The following is a 13,702-nucleotide window of genomic DNA, read 5'->3' as shown; positions in this document are numbered from 1 at the left end:
TTTTAGATTTTAGCGGAATATAATGACAAAAAACAGCTTATTAAGTAAAATAAAAGGCCCCGAGGATATAAAGCTCCTTTCCTATAATGAACTTAAAGACCTCGCTGTAGAAATACGAAAAGAAATTCTCACTGTAGTAGGCCATAACGGCGGCCACCTTGCAAGCAATTTGGGTGTAATAGAGCTTACGCTTGCGATTCACAGGGTTTTTTCAAGTCCCCATGATGCTATTGTCTGGGACGTCGGTCATCAGTCATATACGCATAAAATGATAACAGGCAGACAATCCCGCTTTTCTACCTTACGCCTTTGGGAAGGTCTTTCCGGTTTTCCAAAAAGAGAAGAAAGTGTTCACGATGCCTTTAATACCGGCCATGCTTCAACTTCAATTTCTGCAGCCCTAGGTATTCTTGAAGGAAAAAGATTAAACAAGGATTCCGGAAAGGTTATAGCCGTTATAGGTGACGGTGCTATGACCGGCGGAATGGCATTTGAAGCTCTTTCCAATGCAGGAGAATTAAAAAAAGATTTAATAGTTATAATAAACGACAATAAAATGTCCATAAGCAAAAATACGGGAGCTTTTTCCGAGTACTTGAGCCGCCTTACGGTTCATGAAGGCTACCAGCGTTTTAAGTACCTCTTTGACAAGGCTGTGGGCTCAATACCCCTTGTAGGAAACAAACTTAATTCCATAATTTGGCGTTTAAAAAGAGGAATGAAGGGGATATTCTACAAGAATAATATCTTTGTTGATTTCGGTTTTGAATATGTCGGCCCCATAAACGGCCACAATATGAGAGAACTTGAAAAAGTTTTAAAAAACGTAAAAAAATTAAACAGCCCCGTTGTAATGCTTGTAGAAACCATCAAGGGTAAGGGCTATCCATTTGCGGAAATAAATCCTGCTGCCTTTCATGGGATCGGGCCCTTTAACATTGCAGACGGCAAGGTAGAAAAAAATGATGCAATTACCTTTACGCAAGCCTTTGGAAAGGCTTTGGTAAAAGCCGCCGAAAAGAATTCGAAAATTGCAGCTATAACGGCAGCAATGGAATCGGGGACAGGCCTTTCTCTATTTCATAGCAAATTTCCTGAAAGATTTTTTGATGTAGGTATTGCCGAAAGCCATGCCGTTACCTTTGCAGCAGGCCTCGCTTCAGCCGGAATTAAGCCTGTTACGGCAATTTACAGTACCTTTTTACAACGCTCAATCGACCAGATTATACATGACACTTCAATACAAAATTTGCCCGTGATTTTTGCTATAGATCGAGCAGGCCCCGTTCCGGCCGACGGAGAAACCCATCAGGGGCTTTTTGACATAGCCCTGCTGCGTCCCGTTCCGAATATGACAATTCTTTGCCCCGCATCCGAAAAAGAGCTGGAGCTGATGCTTTCTTGGGCTCTTATGCAGGATAATCCTATAGCGATAAGGTACCCTAAGGCCGACTGTCCTAAAGAAATCCCCGAATTTTCTCAAAGTATAGAAAACGGACGGGGAGTACTTATAAAGAATTCCGATAAGAGCCGCATTTTAATAACCTGTACCGGAGGGATGTACAATGAAGTTAAAGAGGCTTCTGCAATTCTTGCTCATAAGGGCCTTTTTACGGATATCTATAATGTGAGATTTGCAAAACCTATAGACGAAAGCTATTTTTTAAACATTACAAAAGACTACTCATACATTCTTTTTGTAGAAGACGGTATGAAGATAGGCAGCTTAAGCTCATATTTGGAAACCCTTGTTTTAAGGTCTACAAGCAGTAAGACCGGGTCTACAAACAACAACACCGGTCATCAAAAGAAAAAAACTGCGGTATTGGCTTTTGAAGATATGTTCTTCCCCCATGGTACCCGCTCTGAAATTTTTAAAGGTGCAGGTGTATCGGCTGAACACATAGTACAAACTGCAGACTCGCTTTTTACCGAGACTCATACCGTTTCGGCTTCTACCGCTATTCCGGTAAAGGAGAATTAGGATATGGAATTTATTAGAAACATTATGGCTTTTTATTCTTCATATCTAAGGCCTGTTTTGGATGTGCTTTTACTCGCTTTTTTGATGTATAAGGCCTATCAAATTTTATTAAAAACTCAGGCAATTCAGCTTATAAAGGGCGCAATGTCGATATTGGTCATTTATGCAGTTGCCATGATTTTTAATCTTAAAACTCTTTTATGGATTTTAAATACCTTGGGACCGGGACTTGTTATAGGTGTAGCCATCGTATTTCAGCCCGAACTTCGTAAAATATTTTTAAAGATAGGACAGAGCAATTGGCTCAGAACCGGAAAGCACTCAAACCACAGCCATATCGACTCGGTTGTTACTGCTGCCGAAATCTTATCCGATAAAAGACGGGGAATGTTGGTAGTTTTTATGCGCCGGAATAATTTAAAGGATATTATCGATACGGGGACAAAGCTTAACGCAGGGCTTTCATCCAGCCTCTTGGTTACGATTTTCGGGCATGATACCCCTCTTCATGACGGAGCTGCCATTGTGCAAAACGGAATGGTAATTTCTGCCGGCTGCTTTCTTCCTCTTTCGGAACAGCAGGATATAAGAAAAAGCTTTGGAACCCGTCATAGGGCGGCAATAGGTGTTTCCGAAGAAACGGATGCAGTAGTTCTTGTTGTATCCGAAGAAACAGGAGCCTTGAGTCTTGCCTATGATTCCCATCTTTATTACGATTTAAGTGCGGATGAAGTTGTAGCCCAGCTTGAGCAGCTTTTGGAAATAAAAAAATATTTTGCTCAAGAAGAATCTTTGGATTTAGCGGAGGCCTTACAAGATGAAAATTAGAAAAATTTTTGACCGTTTAGCGGAAAACTGGCTTGCAAAGGTTATAAGTTTTGCCCTTGCTATAGTTTTGGTACAGTTATATAAGGGCAGCCTTTTAGAAAAAAAATATTTTTATGCTCCTCTTGTTATAGAAAATTCGGGCGATCTGGTTCCGGCTGTGAATATTCCGAGACTGGTTAAAGTTTCGGTTTGGGGAGATTCAACCGTAATAGCCCCGATTATGGAAGAACATATCACAGCCTATATGGATTTATCTTCAATCAGCGGTCCCGGAGAATACCGTATTCCCATACAGGCTAAACTAAAAGGCTTTGCGTCTGATGTTACGGATTTTGAGGTTGAAGTTGATCCTTCCGATATAAAATTAACTCTTGAGGAGAGTTTATCTAAGAGGGTTAATGTCCGCTTAAATCTGGGTGGCGTTCCGGCAGAAAATTATGAGGTTTATGAAAGAGATGTGGATCCTGCTACAGTAGAAATAAAGGGCCCGCACTCTGCCGTTTCTCAAATTGAAGAAATGCTGACAAACAGTGTACAAATAGATAACCGCAAAACGGGATTTTCAGGCTATGTAGATATATTTGCGTCTAATCCTCTTGTTTCCGTGATAGGAACTTCCAAAATTGCTTATTCAATTAAAATTCGTGAAATAGTAAGTGTTCAAACCTATGGCGAAGTTAATTTATATTTTGACAATTTAGATGAAAGATTTGAGATTGTTTCAGATGTATCTGCCGGTAATGTAACAGTCAGAGGTGCTAAATCCGTAATTTCATCATGGACTCCGCCTGAAAATGTTTTGAGAGTAAACTGCAGCAATATAACAAAGCCCGGCGTGTACAGCTTGCCGGTTCAAGCCGTCATTCCGGGAAAGCTTTCTCTTATAGATGCAAATCCTAAAAATATTCAGTTTGAAGTCAAGATAAAGGAAGGAAAGACTTCCGAATAAGATGATACTCGGTCTCGGCATAGATATAGTTGAAGTTTCCCGTCTCGAAAAATGGCTGAACGATAAAAAGCTCCTTGAAAGGTTTTTTAATAAAGAAGAACTTGAATATGTGTTTTCCAAGGGAGATGGTGCAGCCCGTTCTTTGGCTGTCCGCTTTGCAGCAAAAGAGGCCTTTGGAAAAGCCCTTGGAACAGGCCTCGCAGGGATAGAGCTAAAAGATATAGCCGTTGTAAACGATAAAACGGGCCGGCCTTTTTTAAAACTTTCGGGCACTGCTCTTCAAGCCTTAAAAGAAAAGGGCGGGGCCGATATTCATCTTTCACTAACTCACGAAAAAACAACCGCCGCCGCCGTTGTTATAATCGAAGGGTGATTGGTAATAAATAGCGGGCAATAAACTATAATTTTTCAATTTCTGCTTCGGGAAGGCCTGTCATCAGCAAAATCTCAGAAATTGGATAACCTCGCTTTTTCATAAGTTTAGCTGTTTCTATTGATTTTTGCTTTAAGCCTTCTGAAAAACCTTTATACCTAGCGTCCATCTCAAAAGTAGACATTAACCTGTATTCTTGCCTTGCTTGTTCGTTTTGTTTTACTGTTTGTATCATTTCTTCTATCTCCCTCGTAAATTCATTTTTTGCCTTACCTGTTTTAAGATATTCTAAAAATTCTTTTAATTCTTTGTTTTTAGTGTTATAAAAGGCTTCTGTATTTATTATAACCTTTGAAAGGGGAAAGGACAACCCCCCGTTCAGAGCGGTGGTTTTTCCCTTCCCCTTTGACCCCATCCCTTTTCCTCGCGCTGCCAAAGGACTTGCAGTCCTTTGGAATCCCGTATTGTTAAATCTTCAAATTTTTTTAGCATTTTTTTCTCCTAATTTTTTATTTTTTCTCCATGAAAAACTTTTTGCAGCAAATATCAGAGCCTTTCGGCTCTGTTCTGTAAGGAAATTTTTCATCGTATCCGCTAAAGCGGATAGCAAATTAATTTGCGAAAAAAAGTTTTTCCGTGCTTTTGCAACAAAGTGAAAAAGCACATATAATAGTGCGACGTTTGCCGAAAGGCAAACTCGGCAGATAAACAGTGAGGCTGAATTCCTGCCGAACTGTTTATCATATCTCCCCATTATATTTGTAAGATTTATTTGAAAAAAATAGTAAATTAATAAAAAAAATCTTTGCGATCTTTGCGTCCTTTGCGGTTAAATTAAAAAAATCCTCAAAATTTCTTCAAAAGATTGTAATATTTAATGAACTGTGATATACTGTGTTATAATGAAGGAAATGTATACCGATAGCAGATACAAAAATTCTCACAAAAAAAGTGCAAAAATTTTTGCAAAAGCACCGTGCAAAGCACTTGACATAAAACCGCGATCGGCACAAAATTCACAGCTTCACAGCTTCACAGCTTCACAGCTTCACAGCTTCACAGCTTCACAGCTTCACAGCTTCACAGCTTCACAGCTTCACAGCTGAAGGGTACCTGTGCCCAAATAAAACAATCACCCACAACCAAATTTTCTCACATAAAAAAGTATGTTCTACAGATTGGAGCAATTCACCGAAAACAAAATCTTATATGGGGTTTCCAAAGGGGTGTCCCCTTTGGCAGCACGGGAAAAAGAGGGGGTCATAGGGGGAGAGTACAGCCAGCAGAGCTTCAAGGCTAAACCCTGCTCTGACTTGAAAAGCCCGTAAGGGAACGGGGTTTTCTCTCCCCCTTAAAAAGGAGTAATGAACTTATGAAAAAACTTTTAAAGATTTTAACAATGGTTGTGGCAGTACTGATAACTGCCGTATTATTTACAACCTGTAAACAGTTTTTAGAAGACCCTGAAGAATTTTTAGGCTATTGGTCTAGCGAAGTTGTTCCTATTGACTTTAGCATCAATAAGCCCTATCAAACGAGTAATGACGGGGCACTGTGCATACCGTCTGCAACTGATGTAATACTTACAATTAAACTGCGTAATCCCAAAAACTTTACCATTTTTACGCCCGGTTCAGCGGCTGATGCGGGGAAAGTTATCAATTTTCCCGGCCTTTCGCCGCAGCCGGTGCACGGCATACACTACACCTTAACAAAGACGGCTCCGGACACGCTGCAACTTAAATACAAAGAAAGCTTTTTAAAGGCGCACGAATGGAGTAACGGCAGCATAGGCCCTGAAATTACCCTTATTTCCACAGATGGCAGAAAATTCAGCAAAAAGTTCAGCCTGAATATTGAAGCGAACACGCCGCCGCCTGAAATCGGTGATATAACGATAGCAAAAACAAAAACCGGCGGTATGTACGTACTGCATTTTAAAGCCGATAATATGACGGCTCTGTTAGGCTCCGCTCTTTTGCATAAAGACATCGCATATCTTAATGTACAAAAAGAGGGCGGCACGGAAAGAAAAATACAGATTAGCGCACTGGCTTCTCAATTCGACACATCGCACGGGGGACCTGTTCTCTTGCAGTCAACGGAGGTTGACCCGCTCATTGATACGATCACATCTGGAAATTGGGAGCTATACGTTAAAACCGCTACGAAACTTACGGAAAGCACGCTCCCAACAAAATACACAGTCTGGTTGACCGATAAAAAAGGTCTCTCTTCGGCACCAAAAGAAGCGAAGACCTTAGGCTATATCGCAAGCGGAGGTACTTCGACTGATGCATGGAAAAATCTAAAACAAGCCGTTAAGGAGGCATCGAATGGCACCGTCATAACCGTCATGGGTGAAGTTAAAGCAACAACCGATAGCGACAACAACGGCACTATCAATGTAACAAAAAAGATTACTATAAAAGGAGCCGGCATAGATCCCAAACTCGATGCGAACACCGACACTACGGGCCAACAGCATAACATCTTTACCATAGAAAACGGCGGAGAACTCACGCTCAAAAATCTGACGCTCACAGGCGGTAAAGGTTCTTCATGGGGCGGAGGTGCGGTTTTAGCAAATGAGAGCTGCACCCTCAATATGATTAACTGCAATGTTAAGGACTGCAAAGTCGATAATGCCAGCGGTGGTGCAATTAATGCGGAGGGCAAAAAAGCCGTAGTCCATATTAAAGGCGGAGAAATTAGAGGAAATATAGCACGTGACGGAGGTGGTATAAGCTTGAGCAGAGGGGCAAAGGCAGTACTTGAAAACTGTACCCTTACGGGCAACGAGGCAAAAGGCTTAGGCGGCGCAATCTTTGCAACCGGATCCTCCGTCGTAATGACAAACTGCACCATTACGGGAAACAAGGCAAAATATAAAGGCGGTGCAATTTACGCGGCAAAAACCACTAGTACGAACACCCTGTCCAGCGTAACAATCGAAGGAGGTGTCATCGGCGGCACGGAGGCAGAAAAAGCAAACAAAACGACCGATACAGAGAGCGAAGGCGGCGGCATCTATATGGGTCTGTCTTGTAGTTTGTATCTGGAAGATTCCACAGGCAGCGGTGGGCAGAGCTTGCAGATTATCGGTAATAAGGCAGCAAAAGGTGCAGGCGTATACGCAGAATCAGAAGCAAATGTAGCTATGAAAGACAGCACACAAATTGACATAAACAACGACATGTATTTGGGGAGCGACGCAAGGATAATAATTTACGGTACTCTTAGCCCTCCGAGCGGAATTGCCGCATGCATTACGCCTGAAAATTACCGTGAAAATCCGCCAGTGCAAGTGCTTTACGAAGCTATAAATGTCGGCTCACCACCAAATTACACGAAATTTAAGGTAACGAAGCCATATGGACAAAACTGGATAATAAACAGCAGAGGTTACTTGCAACGACAATAAACAACGGGGAATGGGTCATGGGTAATTACAAATTACCCATTGATAAAACTTTGAGGCTGAATTCCTGCCGAACTGTTTATCATACATCCCCATTATATTTATAGAAAATATTTGAAAAAAATAGTAAGGCTAGAAAAATATTTTTGTAATCGATGCATTAAAAAATTATTTGCGGCCTTTGTGCTCGTTGCGGTTAAATTAAAAAACTTGGAATTACATTTCCCTCTTCTCTTTTTTCTCAAATTTTGATACATTATAAGGTATATGTTAGATTCTATAATTAAAATTCTTTTCGGTTCAAAGCATGAGCGGGATATTAAGGCCATGCTCCCGATTTTACACAAGATAAACGAAAAAGAGGCTTGGGCTCTTTCTCTTTCCGAGGAGGAGTTTAAGGCAAAAACAAATGAGTTTAGGGAACGCTATCAAAAAGGAGAATCCTTGGATTCTTTTATCCCCGAAGCCTTTGCCCTCGCACGGGAAGCAGCCAGACGTATCTTGGGAGAGCGTCCCTACGATGTTCAGATTTTAGGTTCCCTTGTTCTTCATTCCGGTAAGATTGTTGAAATGAAAACGGGTGAAGGTAAGACCCTTATGAGCGTTGCCGCCGCCTACTTAAACAGCTTGACTGGAAAGGGCGTTCATATTGTAACTGTAAACGATTACCTTGCAGAACGGGATGCCGATTGGATGAGACCCGTTTATTCTTATCTGGGTGTAAGTGTCGGCGTTATTCTTTCCAATATGGAAAACGATGCCCGCCGTATAGAATATAACTGCGATATAACCTACGGTACCAATAACGAGTTCGGCTTTGATTACCTCCGCGACAATATGCAGATGAGGCTCAAGGACAAGACCCAAAGAGAATTTTCTTTTGCAATAGTAGACGAAATCGACTCTATCTTGATAGACGAGGCTAGAACTCCCTTGATTATTTCGGGAGCTGCCGAAGACGATACAATGCGCTTTTTTGAGGTTGACCGCCTCATAGGTCAATTAAAAGAAGTCGAAAAAAATCCCGAGACTGGCGAATATCCGAATGAACTTGAGGGAGAAGAGGTTATCGGAGACTATACGATAGACGAAAAGAGCAAGAGAGTTTCTTTTACCGATTCAGGTATGCTCCACATTCAGGATATCCTTCAAAGGCAGGGACTTATCAAAAGCGGAAACCTCTTTGATGAAGAAAACTTTGAATATATTCACTACTTTACCCAATCGGTAAGGGCTCATATTCTTTTCCATATTGATGTGGACTATGTTATTCAAGACGGTCAGGTACAGATAGTAGACGAGTTCACAGGCCGTGTTTTAGAAGGCCGCCGTTATTCGGACGGGCTCCACCAGGCTATTGAAGCTAAGGAACATATTAAAATCGCTCAAAGGAACAGAACCCTTGCGACCATTACCTTCCAAAACTTTTTTAGAATGTACGATAAACTTTCCGGCATGACCGGTACGGCAGATACGGAAGCCGTTGAGTTTACAAAGATTTATAACTTGGATGTTGTCGTTATCCCGACCAACCTCCCCGTTGCCCGAAAAGATGAACACGATGTAATCTACCTAAACGAAAACGATAAATTTGAAGCCCTTTGTACCGAAATAAGCGAGGCTTATAAGAGGGGGCAGCCCGTCCTCGTAGGTACGGTTTCTATCGAAAAATCGGAGCTTATTTCAAAACTCTTAACAAAGAGGGGTGTAAGACACGAGGTTTTAAATGCCAAAAATCACGAGAGGGAAGCTCTTATAATTGCAGAAGCCGGAGCAAAGGGTTCCGTTACCATAGCCACCAATATGGCGGGACGAGGTACGGATATTAAGCTGGGCGGAAGTCCCGAAATGAGGGCTAAAAAACGCACGGGCACAAATCCCAATCCCGATTATTATGAAAAAGTTCTTGCCGAAGAATATACAAAATGGCAAAGCGACTATAATGAGGTAAAAGAACTCGGAGGCCTTTATGTAATAGGTACGGAGCGCCATGAAAGCCGCCGAATCGATAATCAGCTTCGAGGCCGTTCGGGACGTCAAGGAGATCCGGGACGCTCCAAATTCTTCCTTTCCCTCGATGATGACCTGATGAGGCTTTTCGGAGGCGAAAACTTAAAAAATGTTATGTCCAAGATAGGAATGAGGGCAGGGGAACCCATCGAGCATCCTTGGATAAATAAGAGCATCGAAAAGGCTCAGACAAAGGTAGAAAACCGCAACTTCGATATTCGAAAACATTTGTTGGAATATGACGATGTATTGAACGAACAGCGCTCCTTTATCTATGAGCAACGAAATGCAATCCTTGCAGACGAAAATCTTATCGAGCGTATTTATGCAACCCTCGAAGAATTTATAAGCGAAAAATTCGATGAGTATAGTTCAAGCTCAAAGGCCGAAAAAGAAGAAAGAGCCCGTCTTATAAAAGATATCTTTAGAGAAAAGTTTTCCTATACTCTGACCGAAGAAGATTTTGCAAACATCGATAAAAAGAATCATGAAGAAGAGATAAACGAATTTGTAGAGCATTTTACAAAGGAGCTTAAAGAAAAAGAAGCTCTTGCGGGTAAAGAAAACCTAAACATGTTTATCCGCTATCAATACTTGCAGGCTATCGACAAAAAATGGCTCGACCATCTTGAAAATTTGGAGTCCTTGCGTGAGGCTGTTTATCTTCGCTCCTACGGACAAAAAAATCCTTTAACCGAGTACAAACTTGAAGGCTTCGATATTTTTTATTCCATGCTTGATGACATAAGAATCGAAATAGCCTCCCGTCTTGTCCGTGTTCAAATCAGCACGGAAGAAGAAGCCCATGCTTCACGCCAAATGCGTTCCATTCAGGGAAATGCTCAGCACAACTCAATGGGAAGTTTTTCGGGTGCAGGGCAGGGAATGGGACCCACAGCCCTTTCTTCACGAAGCCGTCCTGAAAATGCTCAGGTTGTGCGTACCGTTCCAAAGGTCGGAAGAAACGAGCCCTGTCCCTGCGGCAGCGGAAAAAAATACAAACACTGCTGCGGAAAAAACGGGTAATTGGGAATTTGGAATGAAAAAAAAACTTGCGGTGCTGGTTTCGGGAAACGGGTCTAATCTTCAAGCCGTAATTGACGGAATAAAAAACGGCTCCATTGATTATAAGATTGAGGCTGTGGTTTCAAACAAAAAAGAAGCCTTTGCTCTCAGCCGTGCCGAAAGGGAGGGAATAAAGACTATTTATCTTCCTTTTAAAAAAGGCTCATCTCGAAATGAATATGATGCTCTCCTTGCCGAAAAGGTTAAGGAGTTTAAGCCCGATTATGTTTTGTTATTAGGCTGGATGAGAATTTTAACTGACAGCTTTATATCTTCGTTTAAGGATAGGCTTATAAATCTTCATCCTGCCCTGCCCGGAACATTTCCTGGGACGGAGGCTATCGAAAGGCAGTACGAGGCTTTTATGAAAGGAGAAATCTCACGCTGCGGGATTATGACCCACTTTGTTCCTGATGAAGGAGTCGATTCGGGGCCTGTAATTTTTACTGAGGAAGTTCCGGTTTTTAAGGGAGACAGACTTGAAGATTTTGAAAAAAGAGTGCATGAGGCGGAACATGCTCTTGTAATAAAAACGCTAAAATTTTTATCAAAGGTTTGATAAGCATGGAGAGAAGATTATGGGATTGGTATTGGCATCGGTTTCCGATAAGACTGGTTTAAAGGATTTTGCTTCCCGCTTAAAAGCGGCAGGTTATGATTTTATTGCCTCAGGAGGAACGGCTAAGGCCTTACAAGAGGCCGGTATTAAAGTAAAAGAAGTTTCGGAATACACATCTTCTCCTGAAATTTTAGGCGGGAGGGTTAAAACTCTTCACCCTATGATTCACGGCGGGATTTTAGCCCGAGATACCGAAGAGGATAGGGCAGAGCTAAAATCGCTCGGCTTTAGCGGCATAGACATTGTGATAGCCAACCTATACCCTTTTGAAAAAACTATTAATTCCCCCGATTCAACTGAAAGCGATTGTATCGAAAACATAGACATAGGCGGTGTAGCTCTTTTAAGGGCAGCTGCAAAAAACTATTCCCGCGTTACAATTATCTGCGACCCGGACGATTATGACGAAGTTTCTTCCGAAATTGAAAAGACGGGAGAGATTCCTCTTTCCTTACGCAAAAGGTTGGCAATAAAGGCCTTTGACCTTTGTACCCGCTACGATGCTGCAATAACTTCTTGGCTTAGCGGGCTAAGCCGGCTTAGCGAAGGTATGGAAGAAAAAACCTCTCTTACCCTGTGTGCTTATCCCGGGCAGGATTTGCGTTACGGGGAAAACCCTCATCAAAAGGCTTGGCTTTATACAAACGAGCCTAAGGCCGGCCCCTTGGGAGGAAAGGTCTTACAGGGAAAGGCTCTTTCCTATAACAATATCCTCGATGCCGACGCTGCGTGGAGGGCAGTTTCTATGTTTACAAAACCTGCGGCCGTTGTGGTAAAACACCTTACCCCCTGCGGCCTTGCCGAAATAAATGAAGAACCTTTAAAAAGCTCTTCCTCCGCTTCCCCTAATTCGGAAGTTTCTCTTGCTTTAAGGGCAGCCATCGACTGCGATCCAGTTTCGGCCTTTGGAAGTATAATCGCCTTAAACCGTCCTTTCGATAAGTCTTCGGTTGAAGCCCTTGGCTCCTTATTTGTTGAGTGCATCATAGCTCCTCTTTTTACCGAAGAAGCAAAAGAACTTTTATCCGGCAAAAAAAACTTACGCTTAATCGAAGCTCCCATTCTTCAAGAAAAAGAAGCGTATGAATATAAGTCTGTCTTGGGCGGTTTTTTAAAGCAAGAAAAAGACTTGGGAGACCCCGAAGGTACTGAATATAAAGACGCAGCGGAAAGAAAGACTGAGCCTTTAGAAAGGTCTCTTTTACAATTTGCCATGAAGGCTTGCACTATGGTTAAATCCAATGCCATTTTGCTCGCGGCCCCGATAGACTTGTCAAATCCCCAAAAAGGTTTTTGTTCCGTCGGTATAGGCTGCGGTCAGCCCAACAGAGTAGATGCAGCCCGCCAAGCCATCGAAAGAGCCGGTGAAAGAGTTAAAAACTCTGTCCTAGCCTCCGATGCCTTTTTTCCATTTCCCGACACAATCGAGGAAGCTGCAAAAGCCGGCATAAAAGCCGTAATCCAGCCCGGCGGCTCAATCCGCGATGACTTAAGCATCGAAGAATGCAACAAACACGGAATGGCCATGCTGATAACGGGCGTAAGGCATTTTAAGCATTAGAAATTTTTAATACGAGATTTTTTTTATTATATTATCTTTTTGCCGCCAGTTTTTGTTTACGCGGACTTGAAGATCCAATTGAACCTTGTAGGGGAAAATTTTACGCAGTTCGGCCATGGATTTTATCCTTATGCTCTTGATTACGGCGGCTCCCTTGCCTATGAGCATAGCCTTTTGGCTTTCTTTTTCGACATAGAGGAAGGCTCGAACCCAGAGCTCTTTGCCGTTTTTACGCATTTCGGCATCTTCTACCCCTGCATAGAGGGCATGAGGGATTTCTTCCCTTGTGTGAAGAATGGCCTGTTCCCTTATAATCTCCGTAATCCTAAAGACTACATCCTGATCGGTGTAGATGTCCTCAGGGTAGAGGGCTTCTCCTTCGGGGAGGAGTTCTATGAGGAGGGAAAGAATTTCATTTATGCCCTCATCCTTTAGGGCGGAAATTTCAAAGATTCTTTCTTGCGGAATATCTGGCAAGAGACTTAAAAGCTCTTTTTTTACAAGTTCAGCTTTTGAGGATTTGAGGTCGGCTTTGTTTAGGCCTATTACGGTTTTATTTTGCAGGGGAATAAGAAGAGAGCAGATATTTTTTTCTTCTTCTCCGAATTCCCGTGAAAGGTCTATCAGATATAAAACAGCGTCTCCTTCTTCTAAGCGGGTTTTAGCAATTTCTTGAAGTTTTAGGTTTAATTTTTTTTCGGATTTGTGGTAGCCGGGGGTGTCTATAAAAACTATTTGTCCCTTGGTAGTGTTTACGATACCCCTTATTGCATTTCGGGTGGTTTGCGGAATTGATGAGACAATCGAAACCTTTTCACCTGAAGCCGTATTTAAAAATGTAGACTTTCCGGCTGAAGGGCGGCCTATTATCGTTACAACTCCGCTGTTCATT

General features: G+C 42.2%; 11 protein-coding genes. 9 read left to right on the top strand and 2 right to left on the bottom strand.

Features of this window, described 5'->3' with window-relative positions:
* Positions 1–22: 22 nt before the first annotated feature.
* From dxs to E4N80_RS05945, 4 genes are read left to right on the top strand one after another with little or no spacing between them, the layout of a single operon-like run.
* A complete protein-coding gene (dxs, locus tag E4N80_RS05960) occupies positions 23–1,984 on the top strand; it encodes a 1-deoxy-D-xylulose-5-phosphate synthase (protein WP_253700957.1) in 1,962 nt (653 codons plus the stop codon).
* A gap of 3 nt (positions 1,985–1,987) precedes the next feature.
* Positions 1,988–2,812: a diadenylate cyclase CdaA gene (gene cdaA / locus E4N80_RS05955; protein WP_253700956.1), complete on the top strand. Its 825-nt coding sequence runs from the start codon at positions 1,988–1,990 to the stop codon at positions 2,810–2,812.
* Complete coding sequence (locus tag E4N80_RS05950; RefSeq protein ID WP_010697625.1) at positions 2,802–3,761, top strand: CdaR family protein; 960 nt, start codon at positions 2,802–2,804, stop codon at positions 3,759–3,761. The genes cdaA and E4N80_RS05950 overlap by 11 nt, the downstream gene beginning before the upstream one ends.
* Before the next feature lies 1 nt (position 3,762).
* Positions 3,763–4,134 (top strand): holo-ACP synthase, encoded by a 372-nt coding sequence (locus E4N80_RS05945; protein WP_010697624.1) that lies wholly within the window; start codon positions 3,763–3,765, stop codon positions 4,132–4,134.
* A gap of 25 nt (positions 4,135–4,159) precedes the next feature.
* Here E4N80_RS05945 and E4N80_RS05940 read toward each other — a convergent pair whose 3' ends face one another.
* The gene (locus E4N80_RS05940) at positions 4,160–4,549 is read right to left on the bottom strand and encodes a hypothetical protein (RefSeq protein WP_253700955.1); all 390 of its coding nucleotides are present in this window, start codon (positions 4,547–4,549) and stop codon (positions 4,160–4,162) included.
* Positions 4,550–5,036: 487 nt separating this feature from the next.
* Between E4N80_RS05940 and E4N80_RS05935 the strand changes: the two genes are divergently transcribed.
* The 5 genes from E4N80_RS05935 to purH all read left to right on the top strand — a co-directional run bounded on the left by E4N80_RS05935 (position 5,037) and on the right by purH (position 12,810).
* Positions 5,037–5,240: a hypothetical protein gene (locus E4N80_RS05935; RefSeq protein ID WP_253700954.1), complete on the top strand. Its 204-nt coding sequence runs from the start codon at positions 5,037–5,039 to the stop codon at positions 5,238–5,240.
* A gap of 266 nt (positions 5,241–5,506) precedes the next feature.
* Positions 5,507–7,558 carry a right-handed parallel beta-helix repeat-containing protein gene (locus E4N80_RS05930; protein WP_253700953.1) on the top strand — a complete coding sequence of 684 codons (2,052 nt, stop codon included), beginning with the start codon at positions 5,507–5,509 and terminating at the stop codon, positions 7,556–7,558.
* Positions 7,559–7,822: 264 nt separating this feature from the next.
* Positions 7,823–10,591, top strand: a complete 2,769-nt coding sequence (gene secA / locus E4N80_RS05925; RefSeq protein ID WP_253700952.1) for a preprotein translocase subunit SecA — start codon at positions 7,823–7,825, stop codon at positions 10,589–10,591.
* 13 nt (positions 10,592–10,604) lie between these two features.
* Complete coding sequence (gene purN, locus E4N80_RS05920) at positions 10,605–11,189, top strand: phosphoribosylglycinamide formyltransferase (RefSeq protein ID WP_002675271.1); 585 nt, start codon at positions 10,605–10,607, stop codon at positions 11,187–11,189.
* A gap of 19 nt (positions 11,190–11,208) precedes the next feature.
* On the top strand, positions 11,209–12,810 hold the full coding sequence (purH, locus tag E4N80_RS05915) for a bifunctional phosphoribosylaminoimidazolecarboxamide formyltransferase/IMP cyclohydrolase (RefSeq protein ID WP_253700951.1): 1,602 nt from the start codon (positions 11,209–11,211) through the stop codon (positions 12,808–12,810).
* A 6-nt stretch (positions 12,811–12,816) separates the two neighbouring features.
* On the opposite strand, the gene era is transcribed toward purH, so the two are convergent.
* Complete coding sequence (gene era, locus E4N80_RS05910; protein ID WP_253700950.1) at positions 12,817–13,701, bottom strand: GTPase Era; 885 nt, start codon at positions 13,699–13,701, stop codon at positions 12,817–12,819.
* Between the last annotated feature and the right edge of the window lies 1 nt (position 13,702).

It is taken from the genome of Treponema denticola (assembly GCF_024181605.1).
In the GTDB taxonomy this organism is placed as follows: domain Bacteria; phylum Spirochaetota; class Spirochaetia; order Treponematales; family Treponemataceae; genus Treponema_B; species Treponema_B denticola_B.
This window is presented reverse-complemented; position numbering and strand designations above follow the sequence as displayed.

Bases quoted from the DNA above. Each gene is read 5' to 3' on its own strand.
- E4N80_RS05940 (WP_253700955.1), bottom strand. From the start codon at position 4,549: ATGGGGTCAAAGGGGAAGGGAAAAACCACCGCTCTGAACGGGGGGTTG.
- E4N80_RS05950 (WP_010697625.1), top strand. From the start codon at position 2,802: ATGAAAATTAGAAAAATTTTTGACCGTTTAGCGGAAAACTGGCTTGCA.
- secA (WP_253700952.1), top strand. From the start codon at position 7,823: ATGTTAGATTCTATAATTAAAATTCTTTTCGGTTCAAAGCATGAGCGG.
- dxs (WP_253700957.1), top strand. From the start codon at position 23: ATGACAAAAAACAGCTTATTAAGTAAAATAAAAGGCCCCGAGGATATA.
- purN (WP_002675271.1), top strand. From the start codon at position 10,605: ATGAAAAAAAAACTTGCGGTGCTGGTTTCGGGAAACGGGTCTAATCTT.
- E4N80_RS05945 (WP_010697624.1), top strand. From the start codon at position 3,763: ATGATACTCGGTCTCGGCATAGATATAGTTGAAGTTTCCCGTCTCGAA.
- E4N80_RS05935 (WP_253700954.1), top strand. From the start codon at position 5,037: ATGAAGGAAATGTATACCGATAGCAGATACAAAAATTCTCACAAAAAA.
- purH (WP_253700951.1), top strand. From the start codon at position 11,209: ATGGGATTGGTATTGGCATCGGTTTCCGATAAGACTGGTTTAAAGGAT.
- cdaA (WP_253700956.1), top strand. From the start codon at position 1,988: ATGGAATTTATTAGAAACATTATGGCTTTTTATTCTTCATATCTAAGG.
- E4N80_RS05930 (WP_253700953.1), top strand. From the start codon at position 5,507: ATGAAAAAACTTTTAAAGATTTTAACAATGGTTGTGGCAGTACTGATA.
- era (WP_253700950.1), bottom strand. From the start codon at position 13,701: ATGAACAGCGGAGTTGTAACGATAATAGGCCGCCCTTCAGCCGGAAAG.